8 protein-coding genes are annotated in these 17,868 nt (G+C 76.3%); 3 read left to right on the top strand and 5 right to left on the bottom strand.

The features are described 5' to 3' along the window. Positions 1-24: 24 nt before the first annotated feature. Positions 25-1,596 carry a class I SAM-dependent methyltransferase gene (locus ABZX96_RS29560; RefSeq protein ID WP_355550278.1) on the bottom strand — a complete coding sequence of 524 codons (1,572 nt, stop codon included), beginning with the start codon at positions 1,594-1,596 and terminating at the stop codon, positions 25-27. Between the two features lie 167 nt (positions 1,597-1,763). Between ABZX96_RS29560 and ABZX96_RS29555 the strand changes: the two genes are divergently transcribed. Together ABZX96_RS29555 and ABZX96_RS29550 are read left to right on the top strand one after the other, a co-directional pair. Then, positions 1,764-2,600, top strand: a complete 837-nt coding sequence (locus ABZX96_RS29555) for a DUF6230 family protein (protein WP_355550276.1) — start codon at positions 1,764-1,766, stop codon at positions 2,598-2,600. After that, complete coding sequence (locus ABZX96_RS29550; protein ID WP_355550274.1) at positions 2,597-2,989, top strand: DUF6114 domain-containing protein; 393 nt, start codon at positions 2,597-2,599, stop codon at positions 2,987-2,989. Before ABZX96_RS29555 ends, ABZX96_RS29550 begins: the two co-directional genes overlap by 4 nt. 325 nt (positions 2,990-3,314) lie before the next feature. On the opposite strand, the gene ABZX96_RS29545 is transcribed toward ABZX96_RS29550, so the two are convergent. The 3 genes from ABZX96_RS29545 to ABZX96_RS29535 form a co-directional block, all read right to left on the bottom strand. After that, positions 3,315-11,414, bottom strand: a complete 8,100-nt coding sequence (locus ABZX96_RS29545; protein ID WP_355550272.1) for an SDR family NAD(P)-dependent oxidoreductase — start codon at positions 11,412-11,414, stop codon at positions 3,315-3,317. 236 nt (positions 11,415-11,650) lie between these two features. Next, positions 11,651-12,727 (bottom strand): SDR family oxidoreductase, encoded by a 1,077-nt coding sequence (locus ABZX96_RS29540; RefSeq protein WP_355550270.1) that lies wholly within the window; start codon positions 12,725-12,727, stop codon positions 11,651-11,653. Between the two features lie 535 nt (positions 12,728-13,262). Further along, positions 13,263-14,375, bottom strand: a complete 1,113-nt coding sequence (locus ABZX96_RS29535) for a DUF5925 domain-containing protein (protein ID WP_355550269.1) — start codon at positions 14,373-14,375, stop codon at positions 13,263-13,265. 399 nt (positions 14,376-14,774) lie between these two features. Between ABZX96_RS29535 and ABZX96_RS29530 the strand changes: the two genes are divergently transcribed. Beyond that, complete coding sequence (locus tag ABZX96_RS29530) at positions 14,775-16,172, top strand: xylan 1,4-beta-xylosidase (protein WP_355550267.1); 1,398 nt, start codon at positions 14,775-14,777, stop codon at positions 16,170-16,172. A 76-nt stretch (positions 16,173-16,248) separates the two neighbouring features. Here the strand turns inward: ABZX96_RS29530 and ABZX96_RS29525 are convergent, their stop codons facing one another. Continuing rightward, entirely contained in the window at positions 16,249-17,868 is a 1,620-nt protein-coding gene (locus ABZX96_RS29525; RefSeq protein WP_355550298.1) for a VWA domain-containing protein, read from the bottom strand.

Here is a 17,868-nt window from a genome sequence, read left to right as displayed (position 1 = left end):
TCGGCAGCGGACGGCGCGAGGTGATCAGCGACCGCCTCGCGGGCCCTCCGGGCGGACCGCCAGGATGTGGGCGGCGCCCGACCACTCGCGTTCGCAGCCGCAGGCGCCGGAGGCGAGGAACAGCCGCCAGGCGCGGGCGCGCTCGGCGCCGATCTCGTCCACCGCCCGTTCCCAGCCCGCCTCCAGGTTGGCCAGCCAGGCCCGGAAGGTCAGGGCGAAGTGCTCCCGTAGGTCCTCCACCCCGCGCACCTCCAGCCCCGCGTCCTGGAGGCACCGCACGCCCTCGGTCAGCGTGCGGACGCGCAGCCCGGGACAGACGTAGCGGCGTACGAACGTGTCGTCCCGGAAGGACCGCCCGGCGCGCGTCACGTACACGTCGTGCGCCAGCAGGCGTCCGCCGGGCGCCAGGAGGCGGTGCAGGTGGCGCCCGTAGGCGCCGAGTTCGCCGCGGCCGAGGTGCTGGGTGACCTCCACGCTGGCGATCGCGTCGTACGGCCCGTCGCGCACCTCCCGGTAGTCCAGGCAGCGCACCTCGGCGCGGTCGGCGAGGCCGGCCGCGGCCAGCCGGTGCCGGGCGTAACCGGCCTGTTCGCGGGCGAGCGTGACGCCGACCGCGCGGACCCCGTAGTGCTCCACCGCGTGCCGCAACAGGGCGCCCCAGCCGCAGCCGACGTCCAGCAGCCGGGCCCCCGGGCGCAGGCGCAGCTTGCGGCAGATCAGGTCGAGCTTCTCGCGCTGGGCGTCGGCCAGGCCCTCCGGCCCGGTGGCCGGCTTCGGCCAGTAGGCGCAGGAGTAGACCATGGACGGGCCGAGGATCACCTCGTACAGGGCGTTGCTCAGGTCGTAGTGGTGGCGGACGGCCGCCGTCCGGCCCAGGGTGCGGCGGAGTTCGGCGCGGGGCGGCGGCGGGGGGAGGCCCAGCGCGCCCGCCGACAGGGCGCAGCCCAGCAGGCCGATGCCGCCGGCGAGCGCCGTCAAAGGGTGCTGCGCCTGCGTCTGAGGGCTCGCGGTGAGCGTCGTCGGGGCGGCGCGGTGCAGGAGATCCGTCAGGTCCCCCTCCACGTCGAGTTCGCCGGCGACGAACGCGCGGGTCACCGACAGGCGCCCGGGGCGCAGCAGCAACCGGCGCAGCGCCTGCGGGGACCGCAGCACGGCGATCGGCGCCCCCTCGGCGCCGGCGGTGCTGCCGTCCCACACGCGCAGGCCGAAGAGCGGCGGCGCGCCGTTGGCCGCTTCGAGGGCGGCGGCCAACTGCGCGGCCAGGGTGCCCCCCTTCGAGCAGGGTTCCCGCCGGGCCTCGGCTGCCTGGGGAGAGCCGTCCGGGGCCGCCGGGGGTGACGAGACGCTCGCGTCTTCCGGTGACGGTGAGGTGAACGGGCCTTCCGGGGTCGGCGGGGTGGTCACGTCTTCCGGGAACGGTGAGGTGGACGGGTCCTCCAGGGACGGTGAGTTGGACGGGTCTTTCGGGGGCGGTGTGGTGAAGGGGGCTTTTGGAGACGGTGCGGTGAACGGGGCCTTCGGGGACGGCGAGTTGGCGGATGGCTCCGAAGGGGTCGGGGGTGTGGGGGCGTCGGGGGTCGGGTCGTCGTCGCGCACGGGGCTCCTTCGGATCGGTTCCAGGTTCGGGGCGGGTGTCCGGCCTCGTCGGGTCGCGCGGCCGTCTTCGCTTTCTTCGGCTCCGGCCCGACGCGGCGAGAAAGTCCTTTCGTGTGGTTTCAACTGATATGGGCCTCTGGGGGATATGGGCGCAGTTGCATGGACCCATGACGAACACAGCGACCCGGAAGGCCCGGCGGCCGGAACGGGCACGGCGAGGACGGACCCACTGGTGGCGCTTCCTGGCCGCCGCGCTCGGCACGGTGGGCGCGGCGGCGGCCCTGCTGCTGAGCGGCGGCACCGGAGCGCTGGCGCTCGCCTTCGCCGGACGGCTCCCGGTGGCGGTCAGCGCCGAGCACGTCCAGGTCTCGGGGGTCTCGGCCACCCCGGGGATCAGCACGGGCGAGGGCGTCCGCCCCACGCTCGTCACCCGGGCCGACCACGCCGAACTCCGCGGCGCCTGCGCCAGGTCCACCGTCAGACTCCCGGTGATCGGCACGATGACGGTGACCATCGGCATCGACCGCGTCTCGGCCGCGCCGCTCAAGGTGGACCCCGGCGCCGTGTCCGCCCACGGGCTGTCCGTTGGCGGGGTCGGCCTGCGCCTCGGTTCGCCGGCCGGGGAGTCGGGCGGGCCCTTCTCGCTGACCGTGCGGCGGGCCACCGGCGAACGGCTGGTGGTCCGCCCGCACGCGTTCGCCGTGGGCACCATCAAGGCCCACGGGGTACGGCTCGACGTCCGGCGGGGCGTCCACGATTGCGCCCCCTCCCGGCCGGAACGCGCGCCGGGGAACGCACCAGAGCGAACCTCTGGGACCGGTGCCGAACGGGCCTCCGGGAGCGCACCGGAGCGCACCTCCGGGAACAGCGCCGAACGGACCTCCGAGAACGGCGCCGAGCGGACCTCGGGGAATGCACCGGAGCGAACCCCCGGGAACAGCGCCGATCGGCGGGCCGGCGACAGGGACCACGGACCGGCCGCGCCGGAAGGCGCCCGGAGGTGAGGCGGGCCTCCCACCGGGCGGCGGGCTTCGCGCACCGGTGGCGGCGGTGGCGTGCGTGGCGGCGGGCCCGGCCGTTCGCCGCCGGGCTGCTCATGATCACGGGCGGGACGGTGCTGGTGGCCGTCTCCTGGGGCGACCTCGGGCTGTTGCGGATGACCGGTACCGCCGGAGCCGCCACTTGGGGCATCGGCGGTCTGCTCGTCGTCGCCGGTTTGACCACCTGGGCCGACCGGGCCCGCCGCCACTTCACCGGGACGCTCGCCCTGGTGCTGGCGCTGACGAGCCTGGTGGCCGCCAACCTCGGCGGCCTCCTGCTGGGTTTCCTCCTCGCCGCGACCGGGGGGTGCCTCGCCCTGGCCTGGGTGCCAGGGGACCCGGACGAGGCCTGAGCCCGGCGGGCGGCCGGTGCCCGCCGGGCCCTCGGCGGGGAACCCGGCCGTCATCGGGCGGTCCCGCGCGGACGCCGCCGGGCCGGAGGCGTCCGCCGCAGATCCCCCCCGCGACACCATCCGCCGCAGGGCCTCCGGCACCGGCCGCCGCGGGGCCCGTATCACCGGACGGCGCGGTGCCCGTGACACCGGCCGGTGCGAGGCCTCCGGCACCGCCCGAAGCGGGCCCCGCGACACCGCCCGCCACAGGCCCCCGACGCCGCCCGCCACAGGCCCCCCGGCACCGCCCGAAACGGACGGCACCGCCCGGCACGGCGTCACCCCGTCACCGTTCCCGGTTTCCCGGGGCCGCCCGCCGCTCCCCGTCCTCGGGGAGACCAGGGCCGGCACCGCCCGCGGCCTGCTCGGGGACCCGCGCCGGGGCTCCCCGAGCCCCCGGACCCGCCGTCCCGTCCGTCCCCGGCCCGTCTCCGGCGGAAGCCCCCGTCGAAGCCCCCGTCGAAGCCCCCGTCGAAGCCCCCGCCGAAGCCTCCGCGGGAGCCCCCGCCGAAGCCCCCGCCGAAGCCTCCGCGGGAGCCCCCGCCGAAGCCTCCGCGGGAGCCCCGGCCGAACTTCCAGCCGACCCCCCCGCCCCCTGGTTCCCCAGCCGCCGCAGCACCAGGTCCGCCAGGTCCAGCAGGGTCGGCCCCGAGGTCGCCTCCACGGTGGGGATCTCGCAGCCGAAGTGGCGCTGGACGGAGACCATCAGTTCGGCGGCCATCAGGGAGTCCATGCCCAGTTCGTCCAGGCGCCGGTCCACGGGGACGCGTTCGGGGAGGGTCTGGAGGACCGCCGCGGTCAGCTCGGTCAGCGCCTCGACGGCGAGTCGGCGGGCCTCTTCGGGCGCGGCGGCGGCCAGCAGGCGGCGGAACTCCTCGGCGCTGTGCCCGGCGACGTCCTCGTCCGGCGGCAGGACGAGCCCCATGCGCGGGGTGTCCAGCGCCGGGCAGAAGGAGCGGAGCCGGTCCCAGGCGGTCACGCCGACGGCGGCGACCTCCGTGCCGTCGTCCGCGAGCAGTTCGTCCAGATGCGCGCAGGCCTCCCGGGAGGTCATGGAGCCGAGCCCCTGCCGTTCGAGGCTGTCGATCAGGCCGGTGCGCGCCACGTAACCGGTGTCCTCGATGGCGGCCCAGGCCACGGTGAGGGCCGGGAGGCCGCGCCGCCGGCGGGCGCGGGCCAGCGCCTCGACGGCCACGTTGGCGCCGACGTAGGGCACCTGGCGCGGGTTGCCGAAGAGCGCGGAACCGGAGGAGTACAGGACGAACAGGTCCACCGGGCGCTCGCGGGTCAGTTCGTCCAGCACCAGCGCCCCGCTGATCTTGGGCGTCAGGACCGCCGCGAACCGTTCGTCGTCCAGCTCGGAGACCGGCGCGTCGTCCATCTGCATGGCGGCGTGCACGACGCCCCGCACGGGGTGCCCCGCGGCCTCGGCCGCGTCGAAGACGGCGCGCATCGCCGCCGCGTCGGTGACGTCCGCCGCGTACGGGACCGCCTCCGCCCCGGCCGCGCGCAGCGACCGCAGCAGCTCCTCGCACCCCGGGGTGTCCGGTCCCCGGCGGCCGACCAGGGCCAGCCGGCGGGCGCCGCGTTCGGCGAGCCAGCGGGCGGTGGCGGTGCCGAAGCCGTCGAGCCCGCCGGTGACGAGGTAGGTCCCCTCCGGGCCGACGCGCGGCGCGGGGCGCGGGCGTTCGACGGCGGGGGGCCGTTCGAGGGACACCACGACCTTGCCGATGTGCCGCGAGTGCCGCACCGTCTCGTAGGCCCGCGCCGCCTCCGAGGCCGGCCGGACCCGGTGCGGCAGCGGCCGGAAGTCCCCGGCGGCGATGTGCTCGGTGACCTCCCGGAACCGGTCCGCCGCCTGCCGGGGGTGGGCCAGCAGCGTCTCCTTGATGTCCACGGCGAACAGCGACAGGGCCCGCGCGAACGGGCGCAGCAGCAGCCGCTCGTTGGCGTGGAAGTCGCGTTTGCCCAGCTCCACGAACCGGCCGCCGGGCCGCAGCAGTTCCAGGCTCCGCCCGATGGCCTCGCCGCTGAGGGAGTTGAGCACCACGTCCACCCCGCGGCCCCCGGTGATGTCCACGACCCGCTCGGCGAAGGACAGGCCGCGCGAGTCCGCGACGTGCTCCACGCCCAGCAGGCGCAGCAGGTTGCGCTTGTGCGGGGTGCCGGCGGTGGCGATGACGTGGGCGCCGCGCATCCGGGCGTACTGGAGCGCGGCCAGGCCCACGCCGCCCGCCGCGCCGTGCACGAGCAGCGTCTCGCCGGGGGCGAGCCGGGCCAGTTCGCCGAGCCCGTGGTGGACGGTCAGGAACGCGATGGGCAGCGTCGCCGCCTGGGCGAAGCCCAGATGATCGGGGATCGCGCCGACCAGCGCGGTGTGCGCGGTGACGTGCGAGCGCAGCGCGCCCGGGGCGATGGCGTACACCCGGTCGCCGGGCGCGAAGGCGGTCACCCGCTCGCCGACGGCCGTGACCACACCGGCGCACTCGTAGCCGGTGGGGTGCTCGTCACCGCCGTCCCTGCCGGGCTGCGGCGGCAGCAGGCCCTGGGCCTGCATGATGTCGCGGTAGTTCAGGGCCACCGCGCGGACCGCGAGGGCCACCTCGTCGGGGCCGGGCGGGGCGGGTTCGTCGGCCGGCCGCCACTCCAGACGGTGGGCCGGTCCCGGCGCACGCACCCGCAGGGCGTACGGGCCGTCCCAGGGCCGCGCGGCGAGCGCCGAGCGCCGCTCCCGCACGCGGGGGACGAACCGGCCGCCGGGCCCGAGCACCACCTCGTCCTCGTCGTCCGGGGCGAGCAGTTCGCGCAGGACCCGGTGGACGGGCGGGCCGCTCCCGCCCTGGGTGTCGTGCACGCTCACCCGGCGGATCGTCAGCCACGGCCGCTCGTTGGCGAGCGACCGGGCCATGCCCCAGGCGGCGGCGTGCGGCGGGTCCAGGGGCTCGGGCGCCGGGGCGCCGCCGCCCGGCACGACCAGCCACAGGCAGCGGTGCGCGGACGACGCCAGCCGCGCGCAGGCGTCGCTGCTCGCGCGCAGCGCCGCCCCGTGGCGCACGGCCCGCGCGGTGGCCTCGCCCGGGTCCGTCACCGGCGTGCCGGACCCGAAGCCGGAGACCAGCACGATGCCGATCGACGCGGTGTCGGCGGGCAGCAGCGCCTGCCACGCCTCGGGCCCGGTGTCCGGCCCGGTGGTGCGGACGTCGGTGTACCCGGCGTCGGTCAGCGCCGCCGCCAGCGCGGGAGCGAGCGCGCACCCGGGTTCCGCGGCGACGATCCACGAGGACGGCGCGTCCGGGTGCGCGGTGAGGGGCCCGGCTCCGTCCTGAAGGGCGGGGTGCGCCGGTGGGGCGGCCACCAAGGCGGACGGCGCGGACGACGCGGACGACGCGGACGGGGTGGACGGCGCGGGCCCGGTCCGCCGCCGGGCGGGCGGTCCCCCTTCCGCGCGGGCGGCCGGAACGCTCTCCCGAGCCTCCCGGTCCACCCCGTCCTCCCGCACGCTCATCCCGCATTCCGACGGGCTCCCGGCCTCCCGGTCCGCCCGCTGGGCCAGCAGCACCGACGTCCCCCCGGAGAGGTCGCCTCCCGCGTGCGCCCGGGCCACGCCGTCGAAGCCGCACTCGGACAGCAGCGCGCACCACCGCCCCGGGGACAGCAGCGGCGTGGCCGGGCGCTCCTGGAGGTCGGTGTGGTCCCAGAAGCTCCCCAGCAGGCCGAAGACCAGGGCGACCGTCTGCGTGTCGTGCACCTCCTGGGCCAGAAGATGGCCACCGTCCGCCAGCAGGTGCGCGATCCGCCGCAGCGACCGCCGCACGTCCGCGGTGGCGTGCAGCACGTTGGCCGCGACGACGAGGTCGAAGGAGCCCTCGGCGAACCCCTGCTCCGCCGGGTCGCGGTCCAGGTCCAGCGCCCGGTACTCGACGAAGTCGTGGTCCGCGAACAGCGCCTGCGCGCGGGGGATGAAGGCCGGGGAGACATCGGTGAAGACGTACCGGGTGCGGTCGCGGGGCAGGACCGGGAGCACCGACCCCGTGGTCCCACCGGTGCCCGCGCCGACCTCCAGCACCCGCAGCGGACGGCCCGCGGGCCAGGCGGCGGTCATGGCGCGCACCCACGAGGCGGTGGTCCGGTTGGTGGCCGCGGAGAGCGGCGAGGAGGAGTACAGCTCCTCGGTGAGGTGCCGGCCCGACTCGGAGAACAGCAGCTCCAGCGGGTCGCACCGGCCCCGCAGCACATCGGCCAGGTGGCTGCCGCACATCCCGTAGACGGCGATCTCGGGCGCGTGGTCGTGGCCGTTCCGGGCCAGCCGGCGCAGCAGCTCGGCGGGGCGGGCGCGGCCGGTCAGCTCCTGTGCCGCGCCGTCGAGGAAGTCGCCCGTGCCGCGCGCCAGGCCGTGCTGCCGGGCCATGCCCAGCAGCAGGTCGACGAGTTTGCCGTACTCGGGCCGGACCCCGGCCGCGGTGAGCGCGTCGAGCGTCACGGGCGTGCCGCCCGGCAGGATCTCGGCCAGCGCGCGGGCCGCGAAGTGGGCGGTCAGCTCGCGCACCCGGAGCTGCCACTCCCGCAGGGCGGCGCGGTCCCGGGGGGACAGCGCCGCGAGCCCGTCCGCCTCGGCCGTCGCGGCCACCTCGCCCGGGTGCGGCAGGGCGCTGCGCCGGGCCACGGCGTCCGGGCGCGGCGCCGCGCGCAGCTCGGTGACGTACGTACGGACCGGGGTCCGCCCGCCGCCCTCGAACCGGCGCAGCCGGCACCCGGTCAGCTCCAGGGTGACCGCGCCCTCCTCGTCGGTCACCGTGACGTCCCACTCGGCCTCCAGCGAGCCGGTCGCCCGGCTGCGGACGTGGAAGTGCCCGGTGGGCGTCAGCGGCTTCCAGGCGCGGACGGCGTCCACGGCGGCGGGCAGGAACGCCTGCCCGTCCGCGACGACCGGCGCCAGCAGCGGGCAGCCCGCCTGCAACGCGCCGTCCAGCACCGCCGGATGGGCGTGGTAGCCGTCGGCGGGCAGGTCCTCGGCGGCGTAGCGGGCCAGCACCTCGCCGTCGCCCGTGCGCAGGTGGTCCAGCACCTGGAAGGCGGGGCCGTGCCCGATCCCGGCCCGGCGCGTGCGGGCGTACAGGTCCGCGCCCGGCCCGGGCGGGCCCAGGCGGCGGCGCAGCGCGTCCAGGTCCAGCGGGTCCGGGCGGTGGCGCAGCAGCCGGCGCACCCGCGCGCGGGCGTGCGGCTGCCAGCGCCCGGCGTCGCCGGTGCGGCTGCCGACCCGCAGCACGCCGTCCTCGTCCGACAGCGAGGTCTGGAGCCACACGTCCATTCCGGGGTCGTCCCAGGGCAGCGCCAGCACCTGGAAGGTCAGGTCGGTGACCTCCACGGGCGCGTCGAACGCGTGCCGCCCGGCGGCTAGCGCCATCTCCACGTATCCGGTGGCGGGCACCAGCACCGTCCCGCCGACCCGGTGGTCGGCCAGCCACGGCAGGCGGGCCGGGTCCACGCGGTGGTGCCAGGCCGGTTCCAGCGCGGCGGCCCGCTCGCCGAGGAGCGGGTGGACGAGGCCGCCGTCACCGCAGGTGCGGGTCCACCAGTGGGGCGAGACCATGTCGTACGGCTCGTGCTGCCACGGGTAGGCGGGCAGGTCGGTCACCCGGCCGGGCACGGGGAAGAACGCCGACCAGTCCGCCGCTCCGGCCGCGACCACACCGGCCGCCGCGGCGTCCACCGCGGCCGGTCCCGGGCGGTTCCGCAGGAGCGTGGGCACGACGGCGGCCGGCCGCTCCGCCGCCTCGGCGGCCCGCCGCAGGTACGTCCGCAGGACCGGGTGCGGCCCGATCTCCACCAGCACGTCGTGCCCGTCGGCGAGGACCTTCCCGGCCGCGCGGGCGAACAGCACCGGCTCGCGGACGTTGTGCCACCAGTACGCGGCGTCCAGCGGCGGCTCGCCGGGCCCGCCGGCCCGCTCCCCGGTGACGGTGGAGACGAACGGCAGCCGGGCGGTGCCGGGCCGCAGGCCGTCCAGCGCCTCCGCCAGCGGCGCGGCGAGCGGGTCCATCGCCCGGCTGTGGAACGGGTGGTCCACCTCCAGCAGCCGGAAGAACGCGTCCCGCGCGCCCAGTTCCCGCCCCAGCTCCTCCAGCGCGGCGAGGTCCCCGCTGACGGTGACGTCCCGCGCGCTGTTGACGGCGGCGACCTCCAGCCGGTCCCCGTAGGGGTGCAGCGCCTTGCGCACCTCGGTCTCCGGCAGTCCGACCGCCGCCATCCGCCCCGTCCCGGCGGTCACCGCCTGGACCCGGCTGCGGGCCACCACCACCTGGGCGGCGGCCGGCAGGTCCAGCGCGCCGGACACGCACGCGGCGGCGATCTCCCCCACGCTGTGCCCGAACACCGCGTCCGGCCGCACCCCCCGCCGCTCCAGCATCGCGACGAGCCCCAACTGCACGGCGAACAGCGCCGGCTGCGCCACCTCCGTGCGGTCCATCCGCGACCGCTCCGGCGGCGCGGCCAGCTCCCCGGCCACCGACCAGCCCAGCAGCGGCTCCAGCACCGCGTCCGCCTCCTCGACGGCCGCCCGGAACACCGGCTCCGCCAGCAGGTCCGCCCCCATACCGGCCCACTGCGAGCCGTTGCCGGAGAAGGCGAACACCGTCCCGCCGGGCCGATCGCGCCCAGGGACGGCGGACGGGCCCGGCACCGGCGACCGCGCCCACTCCCGCAGCCGCTCCGCCGCCTGGGCGGGGGTGCGGGCCAGCACGGCGGCGGGGTGCGGATGGCGCGCGCGCCGCCGGCACGCGGTGTGGGCCGTGTCATAGAACTCCTCGGCGGGCACGCCGTCCAGATGGTCCGCCATCCGCTCGGCCGCCGCCCGCAGCGCCTCGGGGGAACGGGCGGAGACGAGGACGGGGAGGGGGGTGGGGGGCCGCGGACCGCCGGAGGTCGCCGGCCCGTCCGGGCCGGTGGCCGCACCGACCGGGGAGCGACCGGCGGACGCCGACTCGTCCGGGCCGGTGGCCGTCGCGGCCCGCCGTACCGAGACCGCCCGCCCGCTTTCCGCGCACCCCGTGGCGGTACCACCCGCCCCGCTCGCGTCCGGCGGCGCCCCGAGGACCGCGTGCGCGTTGGCGCCGCCGAACCCGAAGGCGTTGACGCCGACCACCGCGCCGTCCGCCCGCTCCTCCAGCGGACGCGCGGCCAGCACCGGCTCCAGTTGCTGGGCGGCGAAGTCGATGCGCGGGTTGAGGGGTTCGGCGTGCAGGGTGGCCGGGATCTCGCCGTGCCGCAGCACCAGGCAGGCCTTGAGCAGGCTGGGCAGCGCCGAGGCCGCCTCCAGGTGGCCCAGGTTGCTCTTGACCGAGCCGATGGGCAGCGGGCCGCGCGTCCGCGACGCCGCCAGCGCCCGGCCGATGGCCTCGCACTCCGCGGGGTCGCCGACCGGCGTGCCGGTGCCGTGCGCCTCGAAGTAGACCAGGGAGTCGGCCGCGATGCCGGCCCGCGTGTAGACCTCGCGCAGCAGCGCCTCCTGGGCGTCGCCGCTGGGCAGCGCCAGTCCCGCCGTGCGGCCGTCCGCGTTGACGCCGGAGGCCAGGATCACCGCGTGCACCCGGTCGCCGTCGGCGAGCGCGTCCGGCAGCGGCTTGAGCACGACCACGCCGCCGCCCTCCGCCCGCGCGAACCCGTCCGCGTCCGCCGAGAAGACCCGGCAGCGCCCGGTCGGCGAGAGCATCGACGCCTTGGAGAAGCCCACGTACGGCTCCGGGTTGAGGAGCAGGCTGATCCCCGCCGCCAGCGCCAGCCGGCTGCGCCCGGCGCGCAGCGCCTCGCACGCGTGGTGCAGCGCGGTCAGCGCCGAGGAGCAGGCGGTGTCCACGGCCATGCTGGGGCCGCGCAGGTCGAAGAAGTGCGAGAGCCGGTTGGCGGTGTTGGACACCGCGCCGCCGGACATCGAGTACGCGTCGATGTCCCCCGGCGGCAGCCTGCCCATCAGCGACGCCTGCGGGGAGCCCGAGCAGCCCACGTAGACCGCCGCGTCCGAGCCCGCGATCCGCGCCGGGTCCAGCCCGGCGTCGTCCAGCGCCTCAACGGACATCTCCAGCAGCAGCCGCTGCTGGGCGTCCATCCGGGTCGCCTCACGCGGGGAGATGCCGAAGTACCCCGCGTCGAACCCGCGGAAGTCCTCCAGGTAGCCGCCGGCCATGGTGTACGCCTTGCCCGCCCGGGCGGGGTCGGGGTCCAGGAAGCGGGAGGCGTCGAAGCGGTCGTCCGGGACGTCGGTCACCAGGTCCCGGCCCGCGCGCAGCGCCGCCCAGAGGGTATCCAGGGAGGTGATGCCGCCGGGCAACCGGCAGGCGGCGCCCACCAGGGCGATGGGGGTGTCGTAGGGGGCGGAAGGCTGGACGGTCATGGGTGCTCCTGTGTCCGTACGGGTTGGGGTGCTGCCGGGCGCGCGGTGCGGGGGAGGGGCGGGCGCCGGTGCGGGGGAGGGGCCGGGCGGCTGCCGGTGCCGCGGGCCCGCGCCCGTCGCCCGGGACGAACCGCTCGCCGGCGGGCGGGCGCGCCCACGGGACCGGGGCGTGGGGAACGGGCCGGGGCCCGGCGCGGTGCGTTCGGGGCCGGACGTCCGACGTGCGGGGAAGGCGCCTACCGCAGGCACGCCAGCAGGTAGTCCTTGTCGACCACCGGCCGCTCGGGGCAGGCCAGCCCCAGCCGGGCGAGGTTGCCGTCGTCGTACCGGCGGGTGACCCGCGCCCAGCACGCGTACATGGCGAACGCCTCGCCCGCCGCCCGTATCGCGGGGGACCCGGACGTGGCGGGGCGGGGGTCCAGCCGGACGGAGCCCACCCCCAGGTGCTCGGCGAACGCGGCGATCACCTCGGACATCGGCGTGTCGCGGGAGTGGACCACGTGGTAGGTGTCCGTGCCCTCCGGGGGCTTCCGGCGCGGGGCCTCCACCATGGCGTACGCGGCGTGCTCCACCGGCAGCACGTTGACCCGCGCGTCCGCTTCCACGGGAACGACCACCTCCTCGCCGGGCACGGCCAGCTGGGGGAACATGCGCAGCCCGAGGGCCGCCGCCTCCGCGGCCGTCCGCAGCGGGTGCGAGGGCCGTCCCGGGTAGGCGGGCTGCCGGGTGACCAGTCCGCTGGGCCGGAACACCGCCGCCCGGCCGCCGCACTCGTCCGCCCAGCGCCGCACCAGGACCTCGGCGTCGTACTTGGAGCGCTCGTACGGGGTCTGGAAGCCGTACGAGGCGTCCAGCTCGCCCTCGTACACGGTGCCGTGACGGCGGGCGCCCGCGACCGCGGCGGTGCTCACGTGACACAGCAGGGGGGCGCGGGCGCCCGCCGTGAGCAGTTCCAGGACGTGCCGGGTGCCGTCCACGTTGGTGGCCCGCACGTCCGCGTCCTGGTCGGAGAAGGAGACGTTGCCGGCGCAGTGCCACAGCACGTCGACGCGGTCGGCCAGCCGCTGGAACGCCTCCCGCGACAGGCCCAGCCGGGGCCGGCGGACGTCGGCCTCCACGGTCTCCAGCCGCCCGCGCACCGCCCGGAGTTCGGCCGCCGGCATCCCCGAGGCGTGCAGGAACCGCAGGACGCGGTCCGACGCGGGCAGGCGGTGCGCGCGGGCCAGCAGTATGACGCGCTCCTCGCGCTGGAGGAGTTCACGCAGGAGGTGCAGTCCGAGAAATCCCGTGGCACCGGTGACCGCGACCGACATCATCGACTCCGGGGGAGAAATGGCGGGGAATGCCGGTGCTTTCGCGGAATTCCGCGCGGGAATTCCGGGAGCGGACGCGTGCGGGGTGCCGCGGTGCCCTCCGGTGAGTTCCGCGGTTTCGTGAAGGTGCGCGGGCCCTGCGGTGTTCCGTGCCGCCCCGCCGTGTTCCGGGGTGCGCCGCCTGCGAAAGAATCCGACGAGAAACTATTTTATCGGCGTTCCGCGGCATTTCCGGCGGGAGTTGGTCAAACCACCGGAACGGCGGGAAAAGGAAGTGTGCGGTGTTCTGGTGTTCGGGAGAGCGCTGTTCCGCGGACACGAAAGGGGGAGCGGGACGGGGAAAGAACGCCCGGACGCTCCTTACCGGCGGGGTGCGGGGCGGGGGTGGGGGCGGCGCGCATCCGCACCGCTCCCCCCGATCACTACGGACGGCGCGGGTCCACGCCACCCCCACCGATCACTACGGACGGCACGGATCGGCACCGCCCCCACCGACCGCCACCGGCCGCGCGGGTCCGCGCCGCCCCACCGGTCGCTACAGGTACAGCCCCGCCTCCGTGCTCGGCTCCTGGGCGGGGACCGAGGCCGGGCGGCTGCCGCGGCGCAGCGCGAACAGCTCGGCGAGCGTCGCGCCGTCCCGGCCGACCCCGTCCTCCGTGCCCAGCCAGTCCACCGCCTCGCGGCGGGTCAGCGGCCCGACCTCGATGCGCGCCAGGCAGCGGCCGGGGCGCACCACCGCCGGGTGCATCCGCTCCAGGTCCTCGTTGGTCGTCACGCCGACCAGCACGTTGCGGCCCTGCCCGAGCAGCCCGTCCGTCAGGTTCAGCAGCCGCGACAGCGCCTGCCCCGCGGTGTGCTTGGCCTCGCCGCGGATCAGCTCGTCGCAGTCCTCCAGGAGCAGCAGCCGCCACCGGCCCTGGCCCGGCCCGTCGTCCTCGCCGATGGCGATGTCCATGAGGTAGCCGACGTCGTTGAACAGCCGCTCCGGGTCCAGCACGCAGTCCACCTGGCACCAGTCCTGCCACGCGCGGGCCAGGGTGCGCAGCGCCGAGGTCTTGCCCGTGCCCGGTGGGCCGTGCAGCAGCAGCAGCCGACCGGCGATCTCCTGCGGCACCACCTTCATCAGCCCGTCCAGCGCCCCGGCCACCGGCGCCGTGTAGTTGGGCCGGATCTCCTCCCAGGTGCCGGCGGAGATCTGGCGGGTGGTGCGGTACGGGCCGCGGCGCGGCGAGAAGTACCAAAAACCCATGGTGACGTCGTCGGGCCGGGGCTCCGGGGCGTCCTCCGCGCCGTCGGTCGCCCGCTCCAGCACCGTGCGGGCCAGCTCGTCGGTGAGGGCGGTGACGGTCACCTCCGCGCCGTGGTTCCAGCGTGAGACCAGGAGGGTGTAGCCCTGCCCCTGGGCGAGGACGGCGCCGCGGTCCTCGTCCCGGGCGGAGCGCAGGACCTCCGCCCCGGGCGGCAGCAGGGTCGCGCCGGCCCGCACCCGTTCGACGGAGCGGCTGCGGGCGTACGGTTGCTGGCCGGTGGCGAAGCGCCCGAGGAAGAGGGCGTCGATGACGTCGGACGGTGAATCGCCGTCGTCCATGGTCAGACGGATCGGCAGGGACTCCTCGGCGGCGGACGGCCGCTCGTGGTCGGCACACATGCCGCCATGATCCAGCACGGAAACCCGGCGCGTACATGGGTTTTCGCCGTGTGTGCCCGGGCGCGCGGCGTTTTCCCGCCTCCGGCGGGTTTCCACGGTGTTCCCGGGCGTTTCCGGGCCGTTCGCCACTCGCGAACGGGGCGGGCCCGCCGGGCGGCACCGGCCCGGCTCCTCCGCGCGTCCGCCGCCGGGATCGGGACGCCTACGGGCGCCATCGGCCACCACCGGACGCCCCGCTCCGCCGCCGGGAACTCCGCGTCACCCCATGGGCGTCTCCCGTCCATGGGGAATGCCATCACCGCACAACCGTTCCCGCGAAACCGGCCGTATCGGATGGGAAGCTGGCTACGCTTGCCAATTGTGGGACGTCATGGTGGGGAACGTCATGGTCGGACACGGGTGAGGACGACGAGGCGGGGGCGCTGGAGCTGGAAGATCGCCGGTGGGGTGTGTGCCGCGGTCGCGGCGCTGGCCCTGCTGCTGGCGATGTGCGGCTTCCCGCCGGGGCGCGTGGGCGGCGGCGACACGGAGCCCGGCGGGGTCGCCACCGCCCCCGGAAACCGCCCCGCCCAGGCGGGCGGCGACAACTCCGAGGTCGGCTGGGGCTTCACGCACACCGAATACAGCGCGGACCAGGGCACCGCCACCGCCACGGCGGACGCCGACCGGCTGCTGTCCGCCGAGCGCCTGCCGCAGAACCAGCACATCATGGGCTGGGGCGCGCAGAACCCCGAACCGCGCCCCGGCGAGTACGACTTCGAGGAACTGGACAGCCGCGTCGACCTGATCCGCAAGACCGGCGGCACGCCCGTCATCACCCTGTGCTGCGCCCCGGACTGGATGAAAGGCGGCAAGCCCGGCGAGACCCGCTGGAGCGAGCTGGAAAAGGCACCGGACCCGGAACACTACGAGGACTTCGCCAAGCTCGCCGGAAAGATCGCCCGGCGCTATCCCGACGTCCGCCACTTCATCGTCTGGAACGAATTGAAGGGCTTCTTCGACGACGGCAAGAAGCGCTGGAACTACGAGGGATACACCCGCCTCTACAACCTCGTCTACCGCGAATTGAAGAAGGCCGACGAGGAGAACCGGGTCGGCGGCCCCTACGTCGTGATGGACAGTTACCGCCCGGGCGATGACACCTACGCCTCGGAACTGAAAGGCCCGTGGGGCAGCATCGACCGGCGCGCGCTGGACGCCATCCGCTACTGGAACCGGAACAAGGCGGGCGCGGATTTCGTCGTGGTGGACGGCTCCAGTTACACCAAGGACGACGCCTACGTCCCCGACGAATTCGCCGCCACGCGGAAATTCGCCGACGTCGGCCGCTGGCTGCGCCGGGAGACCGGGCTGCCGCTGTGGTGGGCCGAGTGGTACGTCGAGACCGCCGACGAGAACGACGACCGCGCCGGGTGGAGCGAGCCGCGCCGCACCGCCGTCCAGGCGAGCGCCCTGATCGAGATGGTCCGCGGCGGCGCCACCAGCGGCTTCTACTGGAACCCGCAGAACACCGGCGCGAACTGCCCCGGCTGCCTGTGGCGCAGTACCGAGCTGGACGACGGCGGCGGACGGCTCCCCATGATGCGGCTGCTGGCCGCCTTCTCCCGCGCCTTCCCACCCGGCACCCCGCTGCGGGAGGTGGACGTCGCGGCCGACGACCGGCCCAACGTCCGGGTGCTGGCCACCGACCGGCAGGTCCTGGTCGTCAACACCAAGGACCGGCGGATCGACGCGGACGTGGACGGCCAGCGGTTCGCCATGGGGCCGTACGAGGTGCGGTGGCTGAAGCGGTCGTGAGGGAAGAGGTACGCGGTGGCTGAAGCGGTCGTGAGGGGAGCGTCGCGGCCACTCCTGGGAGACGGCCGGGACCGCGTCAGATCACGCGGAAGAGGTCGGCGGCGGCGTGGACGTCCGTGAGGTCCTCGATGGAGCGCAGGTTGTCGCACAGCGCCTCCAGGACCGAACCGGCCTCTGCGGCGCGCGGGGCGCCGACGGCCACGCCGAAGACCCGGAAGCCCAGCCGGTGCTTGGCCTTCTTCCAGCCGCGCATCCACTCCTCGGTGACGTCGCACTCGTCGTCGGTGATCATCACGATGTCCCCGCGCGAGCGGGCGGCGTCGTCGAACTCCTCCTCCAGCAGGTCGCCGGCCACCGTCAGCGGTGCCTGGTAGCTGGTGCCGCCACCGAGGAAGGTCTCCGCGAAGTCGAGGACCCGGGTGATGCCGGCGGGCTCGCCGGCCGGGAAGCGGAAGACCCGCGTCCGGTCGGCGGAGGAGAACAGGATGCCGACGAAGTCCCGCCTGGCGTGCCGGGCCTGGTCCAGCAGCGCCAGGGCGCACGCCTTGGACCACGCCTCCCGGGTGATGCCGCCGGGCCCCGCCGCGTACATGGAGTGCGAGGTGTCCACGCACGCGATGACGGCGCCCCGGCCGGTGTCCTGCTCCCCCTGGCTGTCGTAGAGCATCAGCTCCCCGGCGGCGTACCGCGCGGCGAACACCGCCCGCAGCTCGGGCGAGCCGAGGTGGGCCAGCTCGGAGGGGACGACGCGGGAGAGGTCGTCGCCGAGCGTGACGCCGACCAGCTCCCCGGTGGCGTTCTCCACCTTGCGGGCGCGCTCGCCGCCGGCCATCTGCCGGAAGCGGCCGATCAGGTCGGCCCACTGGGCGAGCCGTCCGGTGCGCAGCCGCTCGGCGAGCCGGGACCGCTCCTCGAACGGCATCCGCTCCAGCTCGCCGGCGCCCACGCCCCACGCCCGCATCAGCGCGGCCTCCTCCCGCACGGCCCGGGCGGCCCGCGCCACCGCCTGCCGCGCGGTGGCGCCGAGACCGGGGGCCGCCGCCCCGAGGGCCTGCGCGGCGTCCTGGGCGGCCTGCCGCGCGGCGGCCTCCGCGGCTTCGGCGGCCTCGATCGCCTGCCGCACGGCGTCGGCGGCCGGGTCCGGCACGGCGCCGTTCCCGTCGGCCGCCTCGGCGGCCTGCCGAAGGGCCTCGCCCACGGCGGTCGCCGCGCGGGCGGCCTCCTGCCGGGCCCGCCGCGCCTGCTCGGCCCGTTCCCGGGCGCCCGTGGCGCTCTCCAGCATCCGGCGCAGCGCGGAGGCCTGGGCGAGCACGGCCATGGCGGCGGCGTAGGGGTCGCCGGCCGTTTCCCGGCACAGTTCGGCGAATCCCGGTGACTCCACCAGGGAGCTGACGATCTGGTGGTTGACCAGCCGGGAGGGGTCCATCTCCGCGGGCTCGCGCAACCGCGGGCCGGCCTTGTAGGAGGCCAGGAACACATCGGCCAGGAGGTCGGCGGCGTGGTCGTGGCGGCCGTCCAGGTCCTCGGCCAGCTCGCGCAGCCCGGCCGCCTGCGCGTAGGTGTCGCGCCACGCGATCCGGTCGAACCGGTCCGCGACCACGGCCGCGGTGTGCCGTTCGTACGCATCGGCGGACGGGGCCAGCCACGCCCCGGACCGGTTCGCCAGCTCGTGGAGCGTGCGCGGTGTCTCGTCCAT

Origin of the sequence: Streptomyces sp. NPDC003077, from assembly GCF_040611095.1 — a bacterium.
GTDB lineage: Bacteria > Actinomycetota > Actinomycetes > Streptomycetales > Streptomycetaceae > Streptomyces.
The sequence above is the reverse complement of the archived record's forward strand: the minus strand, read 5'-3'. Positions and strand labels throughout refer to the sequence as shown.